This is a genomic window from Pseudomonas sp. PVC-3-1 (genome assembly GCF_057444315.1).
Window position 1 is genome coordinate 3,618,646 of record NZ_CM172023.1, and the last position, 23,117, is coordinate 3,641,762.

Annotated in this window: 19 protein-coding genes; 13 read left to right on the forward strand and 6 right to left on the reverse strand. The window is 66.2% G+C overall.

Annotated features, from left to right (window positions below):
* Window positions 1-12: 12 nt before the first annotated feature.
* From AC2T4A_RS16930 to AC2T4A_RS16945, 4 genes are read right to left on the reverse strand one after another with little or no spacing between them, the layout of a single operon-like run.
* The gene (locus AC2T4A_RS16930; RefSeq protein WP_486741272.1) at window positions 13-228 is read right to left on the reverse strand and encodes a formate dehydrogenase subunit delta; all 216 of its coding nucleotides are present in this window, start codon (window positions 226-228) and stop codon (window positions 13-15) included.
* A complete protein-coding gene (fdhF, locus tag AC2T4A_RS16935; protein WP_486741273.1) occupies window positions 225-3,134 on the reverse strand; it encodes a formate dehydrogenase subunit alpha in 2,910 nt (969 codons plus the stop codon). Before fdhF ends, AC2T4A_RS16930 begins: the two co-directional genes overlap by 4 nt.
* A complete protein-coding gene (locus AC2T4A_RS16940; protein WP_486741275.1) occupies window positions 3,131-4,690 on the reverse strand; it encodes a formate dehydrogenase beta subunit in 1,560 nt (519 codons plus the stop codon). The genes fdhF and AC2T4A_RS16940 overlap by 4 nt, the downstream gene beginning before the upstream one ends.
* Window positions 4,684-5,166, reverse strand: coding sequence for a formate dehydrogenase subunit gamma (locus tag AC2T4A_RS16945; protein WP_486741276.1), 483 nt, complete (start codon window positions 5,164-5,166; stop codon window positions 4,684-4,686). Before AC2T4A_RS16945 ends, AC2T4A_RS16940 begins: the two co-directional genes overlap by 7 nt.
* Window positions 5,167-5,543: 377 nt before the next feature.
* Between AC2T4A_RS16945 and AC2T4A_RS16950 the strand changes: the two genes are divergently transcribed.
* The 7 genes from AC2T4A_RS16950 to AC2T4A_RS16980 all read left to right on the forward strand — a co-directional run bounded on the left by AC2T4A_RS16950 (window position 5,544) and on the right by AC2T4A_RS16980 (window position 11,631).
* Window positions 5,544-5,912, forward strand: coding sequence for a c-type cytochrome (locus tag AC2T4A_RS16950; protein ID WP_486741277.1), 369 nt, complete (start codon window positions 5,544-5,546; stop codon window positions 5,910-5,912).
* Between the two features lie 16 nt (window positions 5,913-5,928).
* Window positions 5,929-7,323, forward strand: a complete 1,395-nt coding sequence (locus tag AC2T4A_RS16955; RefSeq protein WP_416749686.1) for a D-arabinono-1,4-lactone oxidase — start codon at window positions 5,929-5,931, stop codon at window positions 7,321-7,323.
* Between the two features lie 85 nt (window positions 7,324-7,408).
* A complete protein-coding gene (locus AC2T4A_RS16960; protein ID WP_486743692.1) occupies window positions 7,409-8,617 on the forward strand; it encodes a DSD1 family PLP-dependent enzyme in 1,209 nt (402 codons plus the stop codon).
* Between the two features lie 230 nt (window positions 8,618-8,847).
* Window positions 8,848-9,891: an AraC family transcriptional regulator ligand-binding domain-containing protein gene (locus tag AC2T4A_RS16965; RefSeq protein ID WP_416749668.1), complete on the forward strand. Its 1,044-nt coding sequence runs from the start codon at window positions 8,848-8,850 to the stop codon at window positions 9,889-9,891.
* Window positions 9,892-10,034: 143 nt separating this feature from the next.
* Window positions 10,035-10,487, forward strand: a complete 453-nt coding sequence (locus AC2T4A_RS16970) for a universal stress protein (protein ID WP_416749666.1) — start codon at window positions 10,035-10,037, stop codon at window positions 10,485-10,487.
* Between the two features lie 157 nt (window positions 10,488-10,644).
* Window positions 10,645-10,896, forward strand: coding sequence for a hypothetical protein (locus tag AC2T4A_RS16975; protein WP_478378214.1), 252 nt, complete (start codon window positions 10,645-10,647; stop codon window positions 10,894-10,896).
* Window positions 10,897-11,028: 132 nt separating this feature from the next.
* A complete protein-coding gene (locus AC2T4A_RS16980; protein WP_486741278.1) occupies window positions 11,029-11,631 on the forward strand; it encodes a hypothetical protein in 603 nt (200 codons plus the stop codon).
* A 272-nt stretch (window positions 11,632-11,903) separates the two neighbouring features.
* On the opposite strand, the gene AC2T4A_RS16985 is transcribed toward AC2T4A_RS16980, so the two are convergent.
* Window positions 11,904-14,798, reverse strand: coding sequence for an ATP-binding protein (locus AC2T4A_RS16985; protein WP_486741279.1), 2,895 nt, complete (start codon window positions 14,796-14,798; stop codon window positions 11,904-11,906).
* 374 nt (window positions 14,799-15,172) lie between these two features.
* On the opposite strand from AC2T4A_RS16985, the gene AC2T4A_RS16990 reads away from it, so the two are divergent.
* Together AC2T4A_RS16990 and ycaC are read left to right on the forward strand one after the other, a co-directional pair.
* The gene (locus tag AC2T4A_RS16990) at window positions 15,173-15,583 is read left to right on the forward strand and encodes a helix-turn-helix domain-containing protein (protein ID WP_478378217.1); all 411 of its coding nucleotides are present in this window, start codon (window positions 15,173-15,175) and stop codon (window positions 15,581-15,583) included.
* A gap of 187 nt (window positions 15,584-15,770) precedes the next feature.
* Window positions 15,771-16,400: an isochorismate family cysteine hydrolase YcaC gene (gene ycaC, locus AC2T4A_RS16995; protein ID WP_024765864.1), complete on the forward strand. Its 630-nt coding sequence runs from the start codon at window positions 15,771-15,773 to the stop codon at window positions 16,398-16,400.
* A gap of 1,000 nt (window positions 16,401-17,400) precedes the next feature.
* Here the strand turns inward: ycaC and yghU are convergent.
* Window positions 17,401-18,237, reverse strand: coding sequence for a glutathione-dependent disulfide-bond oxidoreductase (gene yghU / locus AC2T4A_RS17000; protein ID WP_486741280.1), 837 nt, complete (start codon window positions 18,235-18,237; stop codon window positions 17,401-17,403).
* 254 nt (window positions 18,238-18,491) lie between these two features.
* Here yghU and AC2T4A_RS17005 point away from each other — a divergent pair, with 254 nt between their 5' ends.
* The 4 genes from AC2T4A_RS17005 to AC2T4A_RS17020 are packed head-to-tail and all read left to right on the forward strand — an operon-like array spanning window position 18,492 to window position 22,837.
* Window positions 18,492-20,045 (forward strand): sugar ABC transporter ATP-binding protein, encoded by a 1,554-nt coding sequence (locus AC2T4A_RS17005; protein ID WP_486741281.1) that lies wholly within the window; start codon window positions 18,492-18,494, stop codon window positions 20,043-20,045.
* Complete coding sequence (locus AC2T4A_RS17010; RefSeq protein ID WP_486741282.1) at window positions 20,038-21,060, forward strand: ABC transporter permease; 1,023 nt, start codon at window positions 20,038-20,040, stop codon at window positions 21,058-21,060. The genes AC2T4A_RS17005 and AC2T4A_RS17010 overlap by 8 nt, the downstream gene beginning before the upstream one ends.
* Before the next feature lie 27 nt (window positions 21,061-21,087).
* Window positions 21,088-22,143 (forward strand): substrate-binding domain-containing protein, encoded by a 1,056-nt coding sequence (locus AC2T4A_RS17015; protein WP_486741283.1) that lies wholly within the window; start codon window positions 21,088-21,090, stop codon window positions 22,141-22,143.
* A gap of 10 nt (window positions 22,144-22,153) precedes the next feature.
* A complete protein-coding gene (locus tag AC2T4A_RS17020) occupies window positions 22,154-22,837 on the forward strand; it encodes a molybdopterin-dependent oxidoreductase (protein WP_486741284.1) in 684 nt (227 codons plus the stop codon).
* Window positions 22,838-23,117: the final 280 nt, after the last annotated feature.

The following is a 23,117-nucleotide window of genomic DNA, read 5'->3' on the forward strand; positions in this document are numbered from 1 at the left end:
TTCCGCAGTCGGCTAGGCCACTCTTTCGGTCAACGCCGCCCGCACCAGGGCATGCAGTTCGGCGCCCGGGTTCTGCTCCTGCCAAACGCTGAGCTCGCGGCGCATGGCCGGCGTCCAGAAATTCTGCAGGTGTTGCCGAACGCCGTGAACCGCCAGGTCGTGATCCGACTCGGTGGAGAAGTACTGGCCGATCTGGTTGGCCATCTTGATCAGGTTTTCGACGCTCATCGGCGCACCTCGGCTTTCTCGGCTCTCTCGGTTTGCGCGTGGCGGCGGTCCTTGAGCAAGCGCCGTTGTTCGTCACTGAACGCCTGGTAGCGCTTCTGCCATTCCGAAGGCTGGAACACGCGCACCACTTCCACCGCCGTGACCTTGTATTCCGGGCAGTTGGTGGCCCAGTCCGAGTTGTCGGTGGTGATCACGTTGGCGCCCGACTCGGGGAAGTGGAAGGTCGTGTAGACCACCCCTGGCGCCACGCGCTCGCTGACCTTGGCGCGCAGCACCGTCTGCCCCGCGCGGCTGCCGACGCCAACCCAGTCGCCGTCATTGATGCCTCGGCTTTCGGCGTCGCTGGCGTGAATCTCCAGGCGGTCCTCTTCGTGCCACGCAACGTTGTCGGTACGCCGGGTCTGCGCGCCGACGTTGTACTGGCTGAGGATGCGCCCGGTGGTGAGCAGCAGCGGGTAGCGGGCGTTGACCTTCTCCTCGGTGGGCACGTAGCCGGTGAGCATGAAGCGCCCCTTGCCGCGCACGAACTGCTCGATGTGCATGGTCGGCGTGCCGTCGGGCGCGGCGTCGTTGCACGGCCATTGCAGGCTGCCATGGCGGTCCAGTTCGGCATAGCTGACGCGGGTGAAGGTCGGTGTCAGGCGGGCGATCTCGTCCATGATCTGCGCCGGGTGCTGGTAGTCCATCGGATAGCCCAGGGCGTTGGCCAGGGCTACGGTGGCTTCCCAGTCGGCCTTGCCGCCCAGTGGCTCCATGACCTTGCGAACCCGCGAGATGCGCCGCTCGGCGTTGGTGAAGGTACCGTCCTTCTCGAGGAAGGAGCTGCCCGGCAGGAGTACGTGGGCGAACTTGGCGGTTTCGTTGAGGAAGATGTCCTGCACCACCACGCATTCCATGGCGGAGAGGGCGGCGGTGACGTGCTGGGTGTTGGGGTCGCTCTGGGCGATGTCCTCGCCCTGGCAGTACAGCGCCTTGAAGGTGCCGCCCAGCGCCGCTTCGAACATGTTGGGGATGCGCAGGCCGGGATCGGGCTGCAAGGTCACGCCCCAGGCCTCTTCGAACTGGCTGCGCACGGTCTGGTTGGAAATGTGCCGGTAGCCGGGCAACTCGTGGGGGAAGGAACCCATGTCACACGAGCCCTGCACGTTGTTCTGGCCGCGCAGCGGGTTCACCCCGACGCCCTCGCGGCCGACGTTGCCGGTGGCCATGGCGAGGTTGGCGATGCCCATCACCGCGGTGCTGCCCTGGCTGTGTTCGGTGACGCCCAGGCCGTAGTAGATCGCCGCGTTGCCGCCGGTGGCGTAGAGGCGCGCGGCGGCGCGGATTTCCTCGGCGGGCACGCCGCACACTGGCCCGAGCACTTCCGGGGCGTTGTCCGGCAGGCTGACGAAATCGCGCCAGCGGATGAAGTCGCTGGCCTCGCAGCGCGCATCGACGAAGTCCTGCTTGACCAGCCCCTCGGTGACGATGACGTGGGCCAGGGCGTTGAGCATGGCGACGTTGGTGCCGGGGCGCAGTTGCAGGTGCAGCTCGGCGCGGGCGTGGGGCGAATCGACCAGGTCGATGCGCCGCGGGTCGATGACGATCAACTGCGCGCCCTGGCGCAAACGGCGCTTGAGCTGCGAGCCGAACACCGGGTGCGCGTCGGTGGGGTTGGCGCCCATCACCAGCACCACGTCGGAGTGCATCACCGAGTCGAAGCTCTGGGTGCCGGCGGATTCGCCCAGGGTTTGCTTGAGGCCGTAGCCGGTGGGCGAGTGGCAGACCCGCGCACAAGTATCGACGTTGTTGTTGCCGAATGCCGCGCGCACCAGTTTCTGCACCAGGTAGGTCTCCTCGTTGGTGCAGCGGCTGGAGGTGATGCCGCCGATGGAGTCGCGCCCGTACTTCGTCTGGATGCGGCGGAATTCGCTGGCGGCGTAGGTGACTGCCTCGTTCCAGCTGACTTCCTGCCAGGGGTCGTTGATGTGCTGGCGGATCATCGGCTTGGTGATGCGGTCCGGGTGCGTGGCGTAGCCCCAGGCGAAACGGCCTTTGACGCAGGAGTGGCCGTGGTTGGCCTGGCCGTTCTTGTCCGGGACCATCCGCACCAACTGGTTGCCCTTCATCTCGGCGCGGAAGGAGCAGCCCACGCCGCAGTAGGCGCAGGTGGTGATGACGGCGCGCTCCGGCTGGCCGATCTCGACCACGCTCTTTTCCATCAGCGTGGCGGTGGGGCAGGCCTGCACGCAGGCGCCGCAGGAGACGCACTCGGAGTCTAGGAAATTCTCGCCGCCGGCCGCCGCCACGCGGGACTCGAAGCCGCGCCCTGAGATGGTCAGGGCGAAGGTGCCCTGGGTTTCCTCGCAGGCGCGCACGCAGCGATTGCAGACGATGCACTTGCTCGGGTCGTAGTCGAAGTAGGGGTTGGAGACGTCTTTCGCATCACTCAGGTGGTTGGCGCCGTCGTAGCCGTAGCGCACCTCGCGCAGGCCGACCTGGCCGGCCACGGTCTGCAGCTCGCAGTTGCCATTGGCGGAGCAGGTCAGGCAGTCCAGCGGATGGTCGGAGATGTACAGCTCCATCACGTTGCGGCGCAGGTCCGCCAGCTTGGACGTCTGCGTGCGCACCACCATGCCTTCGCTCACCGGCGTGGTGCAGGAGGCCGGGTAGCCGCGCATGCCGTCGATCTCCACCAGGCACATGCGGCAGGAGCCGAAGGCTTCCAGGCTGTCGGTGGCGCAGAGTTTCGGGATGGTGGTGCCCAGCAGGGCGGCGGCGCGCATCACCGAGGTGCCGGCGGGCACGCTGATTGCGCGGCCGTCGATGTTCAGGCTGACCTGCACGGCGCTCTCGCGCGCGGGCGTGCCGAAGTCGATGTCGCGGGTGTCGCCACTGGACGTGGAGGGATCGAAGTAGTTGATCACTGGTCGGCCTCCGAAGTCGCCAGACCGAAGTCGGCGGGGAAGTGCTTGAGGGCGCTGGCCACGGGGAAGGCGGTCATTCCGCCGAGGGCGCAGAGCGAGCCGTATTGCATCGTGTCGCAGAGGTCGGTGAGCAGTCGCGCCTGTTCCTCGCGGGCGGTGATGTCGGTGGCGGCGATCAGCCGGTCCACTACTTCCACGCCGCGGGTCGAGCCAATACGGCAGGGCGTGCACTTGCCGCAGGATTCCTCGGCGCAGAACTGCAGGGCGAAGCGCGCCATGCGCGCCATGTCCAGGCTGTCGTCGGCGACCACCACGCCGCCATGGCCGAGCATGGCGCCGACGGCGGCGAAGGCCTCGTAGTCCAGCGGGGTGTCGAACTGCGATGGCGGCACCCAGGCGCCCAGCGGGCCGCCGACCTGCGCGGCCTTCAGCGGACGGCCGCTGGCGGTGCCGCCGCCATAGCCTTCCACCAGCTCGCGCAGTGTCAGGCCGAAGGCGCGCTCCACCAGTCCACCGTGGCGGACGTTACCGGCCAGCTGGAAGGGCATGGTGCCCAGCGATCGGCCCATGCCGAAGTCGCGATAGAACGGTGCTCCCCTGGCCAGGATGATCGGCACCGAGGCCAGGGTGAGTACGTTGTGCACCAGTGTCGGCAGGCCGAACAGGCCCTGCAACGCGGGCAGCGGCGGCTTGGCGCGGACCACGCCGCGCTTGCCTTCGAGCGAGTCGAGCAGGGCGGTTTCCTCACCGCAGATGTAGGCGCCGGCGCCGACCCGCACTTCCAGTTCGAAGGCGCGGCCGCTACCGCAGATATCGTCTCCGAGGTAGCCGGCTTCGCGGGCGGTCTTCAGGGCCTGATTCAAGGTGGCGATGGCGTCCGGGTATTCCGAGCGCACATAGATGTAGCCCATGGTCGCGCCGACGGTGAGGCCGGCGATGGCCATGCCCTCGATCAGCAGGAAGGGGTCGCCCTCCATCAGCATGCGGTCGGCGAAGGTGCCGGAATCACCTTCGTCGGCGTTGCACACCACGTACTTCTGCGGGCCCGCGGCGTCACGCACGGTGCGCCACTTGATGCCGGCGGGGAAGGCGGCGCCACCCCGGCCGCGCAGGCCGGAATCGAGCACCGCGGCGACGACGTCGGCACCGTCCAGGCCGATGGCGCGGGTCAGACCCTCGAAGCCGCCATGGGCGCGGTAGTCGCCCAGCGACAGCGGCCGGGTGATGCCGGCGCGGGCGAAGAGCAGACGCTGCTGGGTCTTCAGGTAGGGCAGCTCTTCCACCGGCCCGAGGGCCAGCGGATGGCTGGTTGGGTCGTCGCAGAGGGCATCGAGCAGGGCCGGCACGTCGTCGACCAAGAGCGGGCCGAAGCCCAGCCGGCCGGCGTCGCTGTCCAGCTCCAGCAGCGGCTCCAGCCAGTAGAGGCCGCGCGAGCTGGTGCGCTGGATATCCAGCGGCAACTGGCGGCGCTCGGCCTCGGCGACCAGGGCGTCGGTCACTTCGTCGGCGCCCACCGCGCGGGCCAGCGAATCGCAGGGGATGAACAGCCTCAGCATGCGGCGTCCTCCCGGCAACCGTTCACCAGCTCGCGCAGGCGGTCGGCGGTAAGGCGGGCGTGCACGCGGCCGTCCAGCTCCAACGCCGGCGAGCAGGCGCAGGCGCCCAGGCAGTAGACCGGGCGCAGGCTGATGCGGCCGTCGGCGCTGGTGCCGTGGTCGTCCAGCTCGAGCTGTTCGCGCAGTTGCGCGGCGAGGGCTTCTGCGCCCCGGCTCTGGCACGACTCGGCGCGGCACAGGCGCAGCGTATGGCGCGCCGGGGGAGCGATGCGGAAGTCGTGATAGAAACTGATCACCCCGCGTACCTCGGCGATGCTGAGGTTCAGGGCATGGGCAATTTCGGGGAGGGCATCGTCGGGGATGTAGCCGACGCAGTCCTGGATGGCGTGCAGCACCGGCAGCAGGGCGCCGGGCGTGGCCTTGAGACGTTCCAGCACATCGTGGATCAGGGGCAGGTGAAGCGAATCATCAGGCATACAGCGCACCTCGACATCGCGGGCGCCTGCGATGGGCGGCGACCCGGAATCCTTCGGCGGCGGCGTACCGGCCACGTCACGGTATGCGTGGCTCTGCGGGGCGCCATCGTTCTTATGGGGTGTTGCGGTCCGGCCAGGCATCTGTGCGCGCCTGATCCTCGAAGATTGCCATTCCCCTGAATTAGGGATAGCACTCGAACGACGCCCCGCATCCTGAAACCGACAGGCAACCCAAGTCGTGACGTTGTCCGCTCAAAGCCCCCTGGTTGGCCGGCAAAGTCCTCGGGGGTGGAGTGCGCACGAATTAACCTGACCCCTGCCCATGAAAACAAGAATCCGCACCGCCTGCCGGGCGCGGTAACAAGAGGGGGAGCAGCATGGTGAAACCCGCAAGACTCTGGCAGCCGGCGGCCTTGCTGGCGCTGGTCGGCCTGCTCGGCGGCTGTGGCGATGATGCAGCGCCGCCCGCCACCGCCAATGCCGCCGCGCTGGCGCCCGCCGACCCCGCGTTGGCGAAGATATACGACAGCAGTTGCAAGCTCTGCCACGCCAACCCGGCCTCCGGCGCGCCACAGAGCGGCGACACGAAAGCCTGGCAGCCACGCGTCGCCCAGGGCGCCGACAGCCTGCTGGACCACAGCATCAATGGCTACAAGGGCATGCCGCCGATGGGCATGTGCATGCAGTGCTCGGAGGACGAGTTCCTCGCGCTGATTTCCTTCATGTCCGGCCTGCCGGTCCAGTAAGCACGGGGTTCTTTCGATGCCTATTCACCTTACCCGGCGCCGGCTCCTGCAAAACGCCGGTATTGCCGGCGCCTTCGCCGCGCTGTCGACCAGCCCGTTGGCAGCCGAGCTGGCTCGCGCGCCACGGCTGATCCCCTGGCGCAACTGGTCCGGTGGGCAGAGTTGCCTGCCGGCGGCGCGCCTGGCGCCGCAGAGCCTCGACGAGCTGGTGCAGGTCATCCGCCAGGCCCAGGGCAAGGTGCGTCCGGTGGGCTCGGCGCATTCCTTCAGCGCCCTGGTACCCACGGACGGCACGCTGGTCTCGCTGGCGTACTTCAACGGCCTGCTCGGCCATGACGCCGACACCTTGCAGGCGGAGTTCGCCGCCGGTACGCCCATGTCGCTCATGGGGCCGGCACTGAAGGAGATCGGCCAGGCGCTGCCGAATATGTCGGACATCGACTACCAGACCCTGGCCGGGGCGATCTCCACCTCGACCCATGGCACCGGCGTCGGCTTCGGCTCCTATTCCACCCGTGTGACCGGCCTGCAACTGGTGACCGCCAGCGGCGAGGTGCTGGACTGCGACGCCCAGCACCACCCCGAGGTGTTCAACGCCGCGCGGGTGTCGCTGGGTGCGTTCGGTATCGCCACCCGCGTGCGATTGCAGAATCGCGCGGCCTTCCGCCTGCGCGAACGGCAGTGGATCGCCAGCACCGAGGAGCTGCTGGAGGACGTGGAGAAGAACACCCGCGAGAACCAGCACTGGGAGATGCAGGTGCTGACCCATTCCGACTACGCGCTGTCCATCGCCCTGAACGAGACCGAAGACCCTGCCACACCGCCGCTGGACCCGGCCGAGGAGGGCGGCAACGGTTATGTCAGCATCATCGAGAATCTCGACAAGTACGGCAGCGACTTCCCTGCCGCGCGGCGCTTCCTGCTCAACAGCCTGCGCCATGTCGCCAGCTTCGACGACCGGGTCGGCGACTCCTACGACATCTTCGCCAACGTGCGTAATGTGCGCTTCAACGAGATGGAATACTCCGTTCCCGCCGAACACGGCCCGGCCTGCCTGCGCGAGATACTCAAGCTGATCAACGACAAGGACCTGCGCACCTGGTTCCCCATCGAATACCGCTACGTGAAGGCCGATGACATTCCGCTGAGCATGTTCGAGGGTCGTGACAGCTGTTCGATCTCCGTACACCAGCACTACAGCATGGACCATCACAACTTCTTCGCCGCCGTCGAACCGATCTTCTGGAAATACGCCGGCCGGCCGCACTGGGGCAAGCTGCACACGCTGAACGCGCGCACGCTGCAACCGCTGTATCCGCGCTGGAAGGAGTTCACCGAGGTACGTCGCGAGCTGGACCCACAGGGCAAGTTCCTCAATGCCCACCTGTCATCGATCCTGGGCGTGGCCTGACAAGGAAGAACAATCCATGAAACGACGCAATTTCCTCGTCGGCGCGGCGGGCGCGGGCGTCCTGCTCGCCGGTGCCGGCGCCTGGCTGCGCCCGGGCGACCACGGCGCCCCTTACGACGACTACTTCGCCCAGCTGAACCGCGAGCTGCGCGAGCATGGGCCGATGCGCCCGGTGATGCTGATCGACCTCGACCGGCTGGACCACAACGTCGACGTGGTGATGCAATCGGTAGCCCGCGGCGGCAAGCACCTGCGCGTGGTGGAGAAGTCCCTGCCATCGCCGCAATTGCTCGACTACATCGCCAAGCGTGCCGGCACCCGGCGGATGATGTCGTTCCACCAGCCGTTCCTCAACCACGATGCCGAGCGCTTCCCCGATTCAGACCTGCTGCTGGGCAAGCCGCTGCCGGTGGGGTCGGCGCAGCAGTTCTACGAGAACCTGCGCGGCCCCTTCGACCCTACCACCCAGCTGCAATGGCTGCTCGATACCCCCGAGCGCCTGCAGCAGTACCTGGCGCTGGCGCAAGGGCGCAACACCCGGCTGCGGATCAACATCGAACTGGACGTCGGGCTGCACCGCGGCGGCGTGGCGGATCACGACACCCTGGACCGGATGCTCACGATCATCGGCGCCAACCCGCAGCACCTGGAGTTCGCCGGCTTCATGGGCTACGACCCCTTCGTCGGCATGGGCGTACCCGAAGTTCTTGGCTCTTCGGAGGAGCTTTTCGCCAAGGTCATGACGCTCTACGACGGCTTCGTCGATTACGCCCGTACCCGCCATGCCTCGCTGTGGAAGCCCGGCCTGACGCTCAATACCGCCGGCAGCCCGAGCTTCCGCATGCACGAGAACGAGCGCACCAGCAGCGAAGTATCGGTGGGCTCGGCGCTGGTCAAACCGACTCATTACGACCTGCCGTCCCTGGTGGAGCACCAGCCGGCGGCTTTCATCGCCACGCCGGTGATCAAGAGCACCGGCGCGGTACGGATTCCGGCGTTGGACGATAAGTCGAAGCTGTTCTCCTGGTGGGACCCGAACCAGCGCGAGACCTTCTTCGTCTACGGCGGCAACTGGATGGCCGAGCCGGAATCGCCCAAGGGCTTGCAGTTCAACGGGCTGTATGGCCGCAGCTCGAACCAGGAAATGGTCAACGGCTCCAGCGCCGTCGGCCTGAAGGTGGACGATCAGGTGTTCCTGCGGCCGACCCAGTCCGAGTCGATCCTGCTGCAGTTCGGCGACCTGCTGGCCGTGCGCGGAGGGCGCATCGTCGAGCAGTGGCCGGTGTATAGCTGAGCGGCCGGTCCGCTTCGCCGAAAGAACCAGGCCGACGGCCTGGTTTTTAATAGGCGGGGGAAGGGGCGCGCCGCCCAGTGTTCACGGCCACGGCGGCGAGGGAGTGCGAGAGGCTCTGTAATATTCTGTTACGCCTGCTCTTGGCGGGCCTGCGAACGCGTTATGATGCGGCCATCGTGCGCCGGCCACATAACAAGAATCGCTGGCGCCCCCGATCGAGAGCAGCCTACATGCCCAGCACAAGCATCGACGCGCAGTTCGACCTGGCCCTGGTTTCGCCCTTTCTGCTGCAGACCCTGGCCGAAGTCGCCAGTGACCAGGGCGTGAGTAGCGAGCGCCTGTGTCGCGGGCTCGGCTTTACCGCCGAGGAGCTGCAGGACCCGGCTCAGCGCGTGACGTACCGGCAGACGGTGACCATGATCCAGCGTGCCCTCGCGGCGCTGCCCGACCGTGGCCTGGGGCTTTGGGTCGGTCACCACAACGTGCTGGGTACCCTCGGCCTGCTTGGCCACGTGCTGTCCCTGTGCAAGACCCTGCGTGACGCCTTTGAGGTCGGTCGGCGCTTCCAGCACACCACCGGTGGCATAGCGCTGTGCAACCTGATCGAGGGGCCCGAGGAAAGCTTCATCGAAGTCGAATGCCGGCTGCCCTACGCCGACATCCAGGTATTTGCCGTGGAAGAGTTCTTCGCCAGCCTGCTGGTCTACAACCGCACGCTGATCGGTCCCCAGTTCCAGCCCCTGCGCTTCGAGTTCACCCATGCCGTGCCGGGCTACGAGGCTGAGTATCGCCGGCTGCTCGGGCCGAACCTGCAGTTTGGCTGCCTGCACAATCGCGTGGTCATCGCCAGCCACTGGCTGGACGTGCAACTGCCCAGCCACCATCCCGTTGCCCTGCGCCAGGCGCTCAATCTGCTGGAGACCGAGTCTGCCCAGGTGCAGCAGAAGACCGGATTGCTGGAAACGGTGGAGCGCGCCATCGCCCGTGACCTGGCCAACGGCAGCCCGATCGACAAGGTCGCCAGCCAGCTGAACATGAGCAGTCGCACCCTGCGTCGGCGACTGAGCGAGCATGGCATGACTTTCGACGCATTGCAGGAACAGGTGCGCCACGCGCGAGCCATGAGCCTGCTGGGCAATCCCGACATGGCCATCGAACGCATCGCCGAAGCCCTCGGCTACAGCGACGTGCGTGGCTTCCGTCGGGCCTTCAAGCGCTGGACGGGGCAAAGTCCGTCGGCCTGTCGCGACGAGGTGGCGGCTTCGGCGCACTGAACCTGGAGCCTGGAGCCTGGAGCCTGGAGCCTGGAGCCTGGAGCCTGGAGCCTGCCGGCCAGCGCGATTCCATTGACACGGCACAAGGGCGTTTCCAGGCTGGGCAGCTAAGGTCTTACTGCCCAACCAACGAGGAACACATCATGTACGAGCACGTACTGGCCGCCGTGGACGGCAGCGCCGTTTCCTTCAAAGCCCTGGCCGAAGGCGCACGGCTGGTCCGCATGAGCGGTGGTGAACTGCATGTCATCACCATCGTCGATCGCCCTCTGGGGCACCTGCCTTATTACGCCAAGTACTATGACGCCGAAGCCTTGCAGGCTGCTGCGCTCAAGGCCGCCGACGACATCCTGGGCAAGGCGCGGGAGGTGGTCGCGGAGTACGGCGTGCCCGCCACTTACCAGCGGGTCAGCATGGAGACGACCGGTGAAGAGGTGGCCGACCGCATCGAGATCGAGGCCGACGCCGTCAAGGCCGACGCCATCGTCATGGGCACCCACAGTCGCCGTGGCGTGCATCGCCTGATGCTGGGCAGCGTTGCCGAAGGTGTTCTGCAGTCAAGCAAGCGCCCGGTGCTGCTGGTGCGCGATCACTGAGTCGGCTCAGTCGGCTGCAGGGCACCGCCCGCCTGTCGTCGCAGCCGCCATTGCCTTTCGTCGATCAGCGCCGGCAACCCTGCGCCGGCGCCTGCAGGCCCGAGGGAAATCGGCTGTACTGGATAGTCCCGATCCCTGCGCCGCAGGAGGTGATGCCATGACTCGTTCCCTGTTCACTGCGATGGTGGCGGCGACTTTCCTCGTTGCCTCGGCGGGTTCCGCCTGGGCCACCGAGCAGGGCAACCAGCGTCGCCAGGCGCGGGATGTACGCCAGGAAACCCGCCAGGACGCGCGCCAGACCAAGCAGGATTGCCGCGCCGCCGATCAGCAGTACAACGCCCAGTGCCGCCAGGATAAACGCCAGACCAAGCAACAAGGGCGGGAGCGGGCGCGCGACATCAAATACTGAGCTGCGGACGGCACGGTGTGATGCCGGGCAACTGCTACGCTCGGTAAATCCGCGCTGCCATGCAGGAGCGGCGTGCGCGTAGGTCTTGCGCGTGCCCGCAGGCGCAAACACCCTGACGCAAGGAGTCGCCCGATGAGTGTGTCCCGTTGGATCTGCCTGTCCCTGGCCGCCGGTGTGCTGGTCGGTTGCCAGAGCCCGAAGAACGATGAGCTCAGCTACCAGTTCGATAGCACCGAGTCGGTCGCCAAGGGCGTGCCGGGCGGCGCGATGACCGAGACGGAGGAGATGCAGGCCAGCGTCAGCGCCATCGATCGGAGCAAGCGTACCTTCACCCTCAAGGACGACCACGGCAACAGCCGCACCCTCCAGGCTCCGCCGGAGATGCGCAACTTCGACCAGCTCAAGGTCGGCGACAAGGTCCGCGCCATTGTCGCGCTGGAGCGCCTGGTTTACCTGCGCGAGCCGGGCCAGGAGACCGGCAGCGGCACCGCCGGCCTGCTGGCGACTGCCCAGCCTGGCAACAAGCCGGGCATGCTGGCGGCCGATACGGTGGAGATCACCGCCACGGTCAAATCCCTGGACACCGCCAAGCGCACCGCCACCCTGCAATTCGCCGATGGCAGCCAGCACACGGTCAAGGTCCGCCCGGATGTGGTGATGAAGCCCGAATACGTGGGGCGCCAACTGGTGATGCGGGTGACCTCTGCGGTCGCCGTCAACGTCCAGCCGCAGTAGGGCGTCCGCCTGCGCCTCTCAGGGTCAGCGCTCCCGCAGGGGAACAGAGGAGCAATTGTCTTCATCTGAAGGTTCGTGCCGGGGCGCCCCTCTCCCTGAAGGGAGAGGGGACTGGTTCGCTGCTGGCTGAAACCACAGTGTCAGCCGGTACGGATAGCCCCCTTGCCCTTCAGGGAGAGGGCGGGGCTTGCGTAGAGTTTCCAGGTGGAAGCGGACAAGGTCCGCACGTGCAGGCCGGCTCTATCATTCGGTTTTGATCGCCGATACTGCGGTCAGTGGCCGCAGTCCTCCAGGCACCGCCGTGCCCGTAGCTGGTCAGGCAAATCGAAGCCCTCGGTGAAGCGTCGATACACCGGTGCCAGCAACTGCCGCGCAGGGGCCTGCTTGCCCTGCGCGCTCCACAGTTCCGCCAGGCAGGTAGCCGAGCGCAGTTCCCAGGCCAGCGCGCCTTGCTCCTGCGCCAGGAGCAGGGCGCGGGTCAGCAGGGTTTCCGCGCCAAGGAGGGATTCGCGGTCGCCGCGCTGCTGTAGAGCCAGGGCCTCGTTGCGCAGGATTTCCGGTGCGCACCAGCCTGCTGCGCCGGTTCGTGCGCGCATCAGCTGGGCCTGGTCGGAGGGCAGGGCGCAGCCGCCGAGGGTCTGCACGATGTCGCGCACCAGCCCCACGGCGGGAGCCGTGGCGCTGGCCGACTCAGTAAACCGCATGGCCCAGGCGTAGTGCCGCGCCCAGTCGGTGAACAGCGGCACACGGTGGCGCTCGGCGACTTCGATCATCTGCCGCAGGCGTTGGTGGGCCTTGTCCAGTTCGCCGTTGTAGAAGGCGATGACGCAACCGGCCACTGCCAGGCTGTAGGCGATGGAGGCGCTGTGGTCCATCTCGCAGGCCAGTTCGATGGCCTGCGTGGCCATGTGCTCGGCCTGTACCGGCAGGCCGCGCAGCCACAGCGTGCGCGCCTGGGTGGCGAGGGAGGCGACCTGCTGGTCGTACTGCACGCCCAGGCAGGGGGCGAAGCGATTGGCCTGGCGTTGCCACTGCAGGCGCTGCAGCACTTCTTCGCCGACGGCCTGGGCGCGCGTCTGGTCGCCCGAGTAATGCAACGCCAGCACCTTCAGGCGCAGGGCGCTGGTGGCGAGCATCTCGCCGTGGCCGTCGCTCAGCCGGTCGAAGTGCCGGCTCTGCTCGGCTGCTTGCTGGTACTGACCCGCCCACAGCAGCACCGCCAGGCCGCCGGACAGCGCGGTGAGTTCGCCGTTGCGGTCACCGATCTGCTGGGCGAGGAAGCGCGCACTCTGGAAGGCTTCGTCCGCCTGACTGTTGCGCACATCGTGGTAGGTGGTATTGCCCAACGCCAATTCCAGGCGCATGGCCAGCTCCAGCGACGACGCGGATTCGGCACTGAGCAAACCCAGCGCAGCGCTGACGTAGGGACCATATTCATGCAGCAGCGAGAGTTCCTGCCATAGCGGCGAAGAGCAGGCCGCAAGGCGGATTGCCTGGGTGTGCCGCACCTCGGCGTGCAGGCCCCAGTCGAGGGCTGCGCGTACTTCCGCGAGCCACGGCGCATGGCGCTGCAACCAGCCTTGGGAGGCAGACCTCTCCCACTCGCTTTCCGCGGCCTGCATCGCGCTCTGGCAGAGCGCCAGGTGCCGCTCGCGCGCCGCGTGCCATTCACCGGCGGCCTGGAGTTTTTCCAGCGCATGGAGACGGGTTGGTTCGAGCAGCCGGTAAGTGACTTCGTCGCTGCGAATCTCTGTGGTCAGCAGCGACTTGGCGGTCAGCTGGTTCACCAGCAGGAAGGCCGCGCCCAGGTCTGCAGGCTGGTCGAGGACGGCGGCGATGGAACCCAGCGTGAAGCTGCCGCGGAACACACTCAGGCGACGCAGGCAGGACTGTTCCGCCGGGCGCAGCAGCGCGTAGCTCCAGTCAAGCATGGCGCGCAGGTGTTCGTGGCGGTTGGGCGACTCATCCGACTGCAACGGCAAGTCCAGGTAGCCGCCCTGCAGCAGCGCATCGATGCCGCCGTCGGCCTGGCCCAGGTGCCCGGCGGCCAGCTCCAGGGCCAGCGGAATGCCCTCCAGGCGCCGGCAGATTTCGCCGACCCGCGCCAGGTGTTCGGGGCGGAATTCGAAGTCCTCGTGGGTTTCCTTCGCGCGTTCGATGAGCAGCGCGACGGCGGAGTAGGCGAGGGCATCCTCGACACTGCCGACCTGCTCTGGCGGGCAGCTCAGTGGTCGCAGCGGCAGGATGTGCTCGCCGGTGGCGCGCAGGCTTTCGCGGCTGGTGGCGAGAATGTGGATCTGCGGCGCGTGGCGCAACAGGCATTCCACCAGATGTGCGGCGGCTTCGATCAGGTGCTCGCAGTTGTCGATGAGCAGCAGCATCTGGCGGTCGGCGACCTGGGTGCAGATGTGCTCCAGCGCTTCCCCCGCCAGCCCCGGAATACCCAGCGCGCCGGCGAGCGTGCTGTTCAGCGGTCGCGCGTCCTGCAGTTGGGTGAGGTCGAGCATGCGGATGCCGTGGGGATACCGGCCGATGCAGCGCTCGGCGGCCTGCAGGGCGAGGCTGGTCTTGCCAATGCCGCCGCTGCCCACCAGGCTGATGCAGCGGCGTCGCGGCAATTCGACAAGCAGGCGCTCCAGTTCCGCCTCCCGGCCCAGCAGGCGATTGCGCCGGGGCGGCAGGTTGTGGTCCGCCGTCTGGCCGCCACTGGTGGCCGGTGTGGCCTGTGCCGAAGTCGCCAGCGGCTCGACGAAGCTGTAACCGCGCAACGCGATGGTGACGATGAAGCGCCGGCCGTTCTGGCCGTCGCCCAGAGCCTTGCGCAGGGCGTTCATGTGGACCCGCAGGTTACCTTCGTCGATATCCTGCCCAGGCCACGCACGAGCCAGCAGCTCGCGCTTGCTGACCACATCGCCGGCGCGCTCCAGCAGCGCCAGCAGGATGTCCAGCGCGCGCTGGCCGAGGCGCAGCGGGCGGCCGGCCTCGAGGATCACGCGGGACGCCGGGAAAATCTGATAGGGGCCGAAATGAAGCACGGTTTCGACCGCGGCCGCGGGCTCGGGAATCATCGTCTGGTAGTCGTTTCGCACGCTGGGGGCAGGTTTCGCGCAGGCCCAGGCGTCAGCCTGGGTGGCGCATGTCCATCGACTCTGCGGTCGATTGGCCATTCACTGGTCATCGGACATCAGGGTAAACGACGCTTGCACGTTCAGCCATCCCGCGCCGGGCGGGCATCAGCGGGCGGCGCGCTTAATAACGATTAACGCCGGGTTCGCTCACGGGGCGCCGATCGAGATGGCCGCGGTGTGCCGCGTCCTGTGCTGTTTCCCGTGCAGCCTGCGCCGCGCAAGGCTTTGCGCAGGGTTGCCAGCCGCCTGCACCGCGTTGGCAGGCTGTCACGCGCGGCCTGGAAATTCCGCTCGTGTTTCGTTGCATCGCTGCTTTCCCGCTCTCACCGGTTAATGCGGTTTAACCAGCTTTAACTCGCCGCCACCCCTGCGCCCACAAAAAATGGTCGGCAGATCGCAGGGGAGGGACCAGCATGCTTCAGAGACTCATCAGCCAGATTCCGGTGGACGCCGCCAAGCGTGACCTGGCCCCCTGGCAAAAGGAGCGCGCCCAGGCGTTGCTGCTCAAACACCTGGATACCGGCATCACGGTGAGCGACCTCGCCGCAGCCTGCGCGTTGTCGCGCAGCGATTTCACCCGCAAGTTCAAAGTCACCACCGGGCATTCCCCCCAGGCCTGGATGCGGCTCCAGCGGGTGGAAAAGGCCAAGCAGCTGATGCGGGAGTCGGCCTACGCGCTGGCTGAAATCGGCTTGCAGTGCGGCTTCTGCGACCAGGCGCATTTCTGCCGGATCTTCTACCGCATCGAGGGCGTCACGCCCCTTAGCTGGCAGCGCCGCTTCTTCGACGGGGAGCGCGAATCCACGTGGCGGCACGCCGGCTAGCGCCATCGACTGGTGACACCCTTATGGTTTTTCGTTCCAAAAATGGAACGCTAGAAGTGATTTTTGCCATCTGGTGCAGCAATGGTGTCGAAATTAATCTCTCTTCCCATGCAGTGACGCACTGCAAACGAGTCCAAAACCTTCCGGCCCAGCCGGCACCCACTGAAAGCAAATCGAGGATTTCACCATGACCAACGCCACCTACAACCGCCTGGACAAAGACAACGCCGCCGTACTGCTGGTCGACCACCAGGCCGGTCTGCTCTCGCTGGTCCGCGACATCGATCCGGACAAGTTCAAGAACAACGTACTGGCGCTGGGCGACCTGGCGAAGTTCTTCAACCTGCCGACCATCCTCACCACCAGCTTCGAAACCGGCCCCAACGGCCCGCTGGTGCCCGAGCTGAAAGCGCAGTTCCCGGACGCGCCGTACATTGCCCGCCCCGGCCAGATCAACGCCTGGGACAACGAGGACTTCGTCAAGGCGGTGAAGGCCACCGGCAAGAAGCAGCTGATCATCGCTGGTGTGGTGACCGAGGTGTGCGTGGCGTTCCCGGCGCTGTCGGCCCTGGCGGAAGGTTTCGATGTGTTCGTGGTGGCAGATGCTTCCGGCACCTTCAACGAGATGACCCGCGACGCCGCCTGGCGCCGGATGGAAGCGGCCGGTGCGCAGCTGATGACCTGGTTCGGCGTGGCCTGTGAACTGCACCGCGACTGGCGCAACGACATCGAAGGCCTGGCGGCGCTGTGCTCGAACCACATTCCGGATTACCGCAACCTGATCACTGCCTACAGCACGCTGACTGCTGGCAAGTAACCGCCCGCTGAAATGAAAACCGGAGCCTCCTGTGAGGCTCCGGTTTTCTGCTTTTCTGCTTTTTTGCTTTTTTGCTTTTTTGTAGGAGCGAGCTTGCTCGCGAACCGTTCGAGCCGGGCTCTGTGGCAGGCCAATCGCGGACAAGGTCCGCTTACAAAGCATCAGGCTACGTGGGTGCGGAATCCGTCCGCGTTCGCCCTCATTCAGCAGAGAAAGACCCGAACCAGTAGGAGTGGACGATTCCGGCGCTGGGTGGGTTCGCGAGCAAGCTCGCTCCTACAGGCTCAAACGCGTCACCTCTTGAAATCCTCCGCGCTGTGCCGCTCCGGCAACGCACCATCACCCCAGGTAACGCTGCCTTCTGAACGGGGCAGTTCGGAGTGCTCGGAAGTCGCTCTGGAAAACTTCACAAGCAAACAGAAGTCGCCCTTACCTGTAGGAGCGAGCTTGCTCGCGAACCTTTGAGCCGAGCGTGCTGGCTGGTCAATCGCGGACAAGGTCCGCTTACAAAGCATCAGGCTACGCGGGTGCGGAATCCGTCCGCGTTCGCCCTCATTCAGCAGAGAAAGACCCGAACCAGTAGGAGTGGACGATTCCGGCGCTGGGTGGGTTCGCGAGCAAGCTCGCTCCTACAGGCTCAAACGCATCACTTCTTGAAATCCTCCGCGCTGTGCCGCTCCGGCAACGCACCATCACCCCAGGTAACGCGGCCTTCTGAACGGGGCAGTCCGGAGTGCTCGGAAGTCGCTCTGGAAAACTTCACAAGCAAACAGAAGTCGCCCGGATCTGTATGAGCGAGCTTGCTCGCGAACCGTTCGAACCGGGCTCTGTGGCAGGCCAATCGCGGACAAGGTCCGCTTACAAAGCATCAGGCTACGTGGGTGCGGAATCCGTCCGCGTTCGCCATCACTAAGCAGAGAAGGGCCTGAACCAGGAGGAGTGGACGATTCCGGCGCTGGGTGGGTTCGCGAGCAAGCTCGCTCCTACAGGCTCAAACGCATCACTTCTTGAAATCCTCCGCACTGTGCCGCTCCGGCAATGCATCATCGCCCCAGGTGCGGTTTACCCGCCGGCCACGTTGCACCGCCGGGCGTGCGGCGATTTCGTCGGTCCAGCGGCGTACATGGGTGTAGCTCTCCACGTCGAGGAATTCCGCGGCTTCATACACCTGGTTGTTCAGCAGCGCGCCGTACCAGGGCCAGATGGCCATGTCGGCGATGCTGTACTCGTCGCCGGCGATGTAGCGGTTTTCGGCGAGCTGGCGGTCGAGCACGTCGAGCTGGCGCTTGACCTCCATGGCGTAGCGGTTGATCGGGTACTCGTACTTCTCCGGCGCATAGGCGTAGAAGTGGCCGAAGCCGCCGCCGAGGAAGGGCGCACTGCCCATCTGCCAGAACAGCCAGTTCAGCGTCTCGGTGCGCTGGGCCAGTTCCTTGGGCAGGAAGTGGCCGAATTTTTCCGCGAGGTACACCAGGATCGAGCCGGATTCGAAGACGCGCTGCTCCGGTGTGACACTGGTATCCAGCAGGGCCGGGATCTTCGAGTTCGGGTTGATCTCGACGAAGCCGCTGCCGAACTGGTCGCCGTCGCCGATCTTGATCAGCCAGGCGTCGTACTCGGCTTCGGTCACGCCCAGCTCCAGCAGTTCCTCGAGCAGGATGGTGACCTTCACGCCATTGGGTGTGGCCAGCGAATACAGCTGCAACGGATGCTTGCCGCGTGGCAGCCGCTTGTCGTGGGTGGGGCCGGCGATGGGCCGGTTGATACTGGCGAAGGCGCCGCCGTTGCTCTTGTCCCATGTCCAGACGCGGGGTGGAGTGTAGGTATCGTTCGCCATCTCGAGTGCTCACCTTGTGGGTTGAATGCCGTGGATGCTACCCGCCCGATCCGCGCCGCGTCAGCCGTTTTCGCCGGCTGCTGTTGCTGGGTAAACAGTGCGCGTCGCCTTGCTCGGGTGGTTGTTAGCATATGCATAAACGATATTAAAAATTAGTTGATGCATGATTTGAGATTATAAAAGAATCGCCACTCAGTCCAATGGCGAAGCTCTGAAACGACGCTCTCGCTCTTTTGCGTCGTATCGAGAGCCCCATGCCTGCCCAGTCCGCTTCCACTGCATTCCTCCGCCTCGAGGGCGTCGGCAAGTCTTTTGCCGAAAACCGCGTGCTGGTCGATGTGGACCTTGAAATCCGCCCCGGCGAGGTGCTCGCCCTGCTCGGCGCCAATGGCGCGGGCAAGTCGACGCTGGTGAGGATTCTCGCCGGTTCCCATGCCCACGATTCCGGCCGGTTGTTGATCGACGGCGAGCAAGCCCGTTTCGCCTCGCCCCACGACGCACGCCGGCACGGCATAGTCGCCGTGCACCAGCAGGTGGAGCAGGGCGTAGTGCCTGGCCTGAGTGTCGCCGAAAACCTCCTGCTGGATGAACTCTGCGGCGCCCCCGGCTCCCTGTTTTTCCGTCCGGGAGAAGCACTCAAGCGCGCGGCTGAGATCGCCGCCGGCCTGGAGCTGCATCTGCCACTTCAAGCGCCCATCGAAAACCTGGGCACCGCCGAGCGGCAATTGGTGATCCTGTCCCGCGCGCTGGCGCTGAAACCGCGTCTGTTGATCCTCGACGAGCCCACCGCATCGCTGTCGACCGTCGAGGCCGAGCGTCTGTTCCATCTCATTGACCGCCTGCGCGAGCGCGGCGTGGCGATCCTCTACATCTCCCATCGACTGTCCGATCTGCAACGCGTGGCGGACCGCGCGCTGGTGCTGCGTGACGGGCGTCTGGTCGGTGAATTCAATGCACCGCTGGACCTGGGCGCCGCCGTGGAATCCATGCTCGGCGCCGCGCTGGGCGAGGTGCAGTTACAGCCGCTCGAACGCGGCGAAACCGTGCTTGCCCTGCGCGATTGGCAGCTCGATGCGCAGAGTGCCGCGTTCGACCTGGACCTGCACGAGGGGGAAGTGGTCGCCCTGACCGGCCTGCTTGGCGCTGGCAAGAGCGAGATCGCCGAAGTGCTGTTCGGCCTGCGCCGGCACCACGTCGGGTCGATCCGCCTCGATGGGCACGACTGGCTGCCGCGCACGCCGCGCGAAGCCATCGCCGCCGGGGTGTTCTTCGCCGCCGAGGACCGCGCAAGCAATTCGCGGGTGCCGGGCTTCTCGGTGCGCGCCAGCATGACCTTGCCGTTCCTGCGCAACTTCACGCGCTTCGGCTTCATCGACCGCCGCGCCGAGCGCGCCAAAGTTGCCGAGCAGATTCAAGCGCTCGGCATCAAGGGGCCTGCTATCCAGGGAGATTGCATCGAAGCCGCGCTGGAACTGCTCTCCGGCGGCAACCAGCAGAAGGTCATTCTCGCCCGCTGGCTGCTGGGGCAGGGCCGCGTGCTGATCCTCGACGAACCCTTCCAGGGCGTCGACGTGCGCGCCCGCCGCGATATCGGCCAGCGCATCCGTGCCAGCGCCACGGGCCGCGCCACGCTGGTGATCTGCAGCGACCCGGACGAAGCCCTGGAAATTGCCGACCGCATCCTCATCGTGCGCGACGGCGCGGTGGTCGCCGAACTGCCCCGGCACGATCTGCAACGCAGCGAAATCGTCGCCCACCTGGCGCCCAGCCAAACCCACTCTTCACGCCAAGGAGCCGCGCGTGTCTAGAACTGCCGTGGGCAGCCCGGCGACGTCGTCCGTCGCGCGCCTGCTCGATTTTCTCATCCATTACGCGCTGCTCCTGCTGCTGGCCCTGCTGGTGTTGGTGTTCGCGCTGCTGGAGCCGGCCTTCCTGCGGGTCGGCAACCTGTTCCTGGTGCTGCAGTCGGTATCCATCGTCGCGCTGCTCGCCCTGGGCGTGACCCTGAGCATGGCCGTGGGCGGATTGGACCTGTCCATCGGCGCGGTCGCCGCGCTGAGCCTGATGACCGCCAGCTACGTGATGGTGGTGCTGGACTGGGGGCCGATGGCGGCAATCCTCATCAGCCTCGGCCTCGGCACCCTGGTCGGGCTACTCAATGGCTGGCTGATCGTGCGCATGCGTGTGCCGGACATCCTCGCCACTCTCGGCAGCATGTTCCTGGTGGTGGGCGTGCAACTGATTCCCACCGGCGGCCGCTCCATCGCCGTGGGCATGACCTTGCCCAGCGGCGACGAAGCACCGGGCGCCTTCGCCAGCTGGTTCCTCGCTCTGGGCCGCGCCCAGCTGTGGGACCGCGTGCCGGTGCCGGTGGTGATCATGCTCGGCTGCGCGCTGCTGGTCTGGCTGTTCCTCGAACGTACGCGGCCTGGCCGATTGTTCTACGCCATCGGCGGCAACGAGCAGGCCGCGCGCCTCGCCGGTGCGCCGGTGGAGCGCTACAAGCTGCTCGCCTACGTGCTCTCGGCGCTGCTCGCTTCGCTGGGTGGATTGCTGCTGGCAGCGCGCCTGGGGCGTGGCGACGTCAGTTCCGGCAACGGGCTGGTGCTCGATGCCCTCGGCGCCGCGCTGATCGGCTTTGCCGTGCTCGGCGCGCAGAAGCCCAACGCCTTCGGAACGCTGGTGGGAGCGGTGCTGGTGGCGACTCTGCTCAATGGTTTGACCATGCTCAACGCACCTTACTACGCACAGGATTTCGTCAAGGGCGCCGTGCTGGTTTCGGCCCTCATGTTCACTTTCGGTCTGGCCCGGCGCGGGCGCTGATCGCATTCTTTTTCGGAGATTCAATGGATGAAATTCACCCCCGGCAAAACCCTGCGCGCGCTGTTCGCCGCCGGCCTGTTGTTGTCCGGCGCAGCCAGCGCGGTAGCGGCTGGCTTGCCCGGCGCACCAGCACCCTTCGACAAGGGCGGCGTGCAGATCGCTCTGGTCGGCTATCTGTTCTCCGGCGACTTCCCCGAGGCCTATCTGCGCGGCGTGGAGAAGCAGGCCGATGCGCTGGACGTGAAGCTGCGCGTGTTCGACGCCCGCCAGCAGGCGGCCACCCAGCGCGAGATGCTGGAGCAGGCCATTGATCTGGGTGTGGACGGCATCATCGTCCAGCTCGGCCTGGCGGAAACCCTCAAGGATTCCATCGACAAGGCGCTGGCCAAGGGCATCAAGGTGGTGACCTTCGACGTCGACGTGAACGACCCGCGCATCACCCGCGTCGAGCAGGACCACCGCGAGCTGGCGCGCCTGGCACTCAAGCAGGTGCTGCAGGACAACGGCAACGCCTTCGAGGCCGGCTACGTGTACATCGACGGCTTCACCCCCATGGAGCGCCGCGACGAAATCTGGCGCCAGGTGAAGGCCGAGAACCCCGGCATCGTCGAGAAGGCGCGCTTCGGTACGCTGAATGCACCGATTGCCAACTCGGTGGCCGATCAGGCCAGCGCAGTGCTGCGGGCCAACCCTGGCATCAGCGTGTTCTTCGCGCCGTTCGATGAGTTCGCCAAGGGCGTGAAGATCGCCGTGGACGAAGCCGGCCTGGGCAAGCAGGTGAAGATCTACAGCGCCGACATTTCTACCGCCGATATCCAGATCATGAAGGAGGAGGGGAGCGCCTGGAGCGCCACCGCCGCGGTCAATCCGGAAGTCGCCGGCGCCATCAGCGTACGCAGCCTGGCGCTGCGCATCGCCGGGGAGAATCCGGGCGAGCAGGTGCTGGTACCGCCGACCCTGATTACCCGCCAGCAACTGTTGGACCTGGACGTGAAGAACGTCCGCGACCTGGCGCGCAAGGTACCGGCCTTCGGCGAGGCGCAGAAAGTGGCGCAAGCGCCGTGGATCCCGCTGGCGAACTGAGGGTTGGGCGATGCACGACAAGGCCGGGCGCCTGAAGAAGGCGCGCTCGCCCAAGGGCGACCCGTGTTACGGCGCGCGCCTGCCGCCGGGGCAGGTGCTGACCGAGCGCTTTCCGATCCTCCATGAAGGCGAGGTGCCGGAGTACGCACGGGAAACCTGGCGCCTGCGCCTGTCCGGTGCGTTGTCTTGGCAAAATCCGGGGGCGCTATCGCTGGAGCTGAGCCTCGATGACCTGCTGGCGCTGCCGCAGCGCGAACTGGTCTGCGATATCCATTGCGTCACGCGCTGGTCGAAGTTCGACACCGCCTGGCGCGGCGTGCACCTGGCCGATCTGCTTGCGCACTACGGTGTGGAGCCAGCCGGGCAGTTCGTCATGGCCTATGCCGATCATGACTACGAGACCAACCTGCCATTGGAACACCTGCTGCGCCCGGACAGCCTGCTCGCCACGCATTACGCCGGCGAACCACTCACCCCGGTGCATGGTTGGCCGCTGCGGCTGGTGATTGCCGGGCGCTATTTCTGGAAGAGCGCGAAGTGGCTGCGCGAGCTGGAGTTCAGCGACAGCGATCGTCTCGGATTCTGGGAACGCAATGGCTTTCACAACGACGCCGACCCGTTTCGTGAGGAGCGTTTTTCCGGCGAGGCGCTGGATATTCCCGAGGATGAGTGGGAGCGCAAAGCCTTCGATTGAAGCGCACCGCTGTTGCCGGGCGAACACTCGGAACTGTTGCCCTGCGAACAGCATAACCGGTTATAAACAAAGCATTTTTTATTCGTTTAAAAGCATTCTGCCACTAGCTAGGATGACGCCTTCCCCATCGGGTCAGGGATGACCCGCGATACCGAGAGCCGCGCCTTTTCGCTCATCACGAAACGTGACCGGCCGTGACACCTGGAGCGTTTTCCCGAGCACTGTTTTCTCCACCCTGAGGAGGACAGTCGCTCGCGGTTTCCGGACTTCCGACACCAAC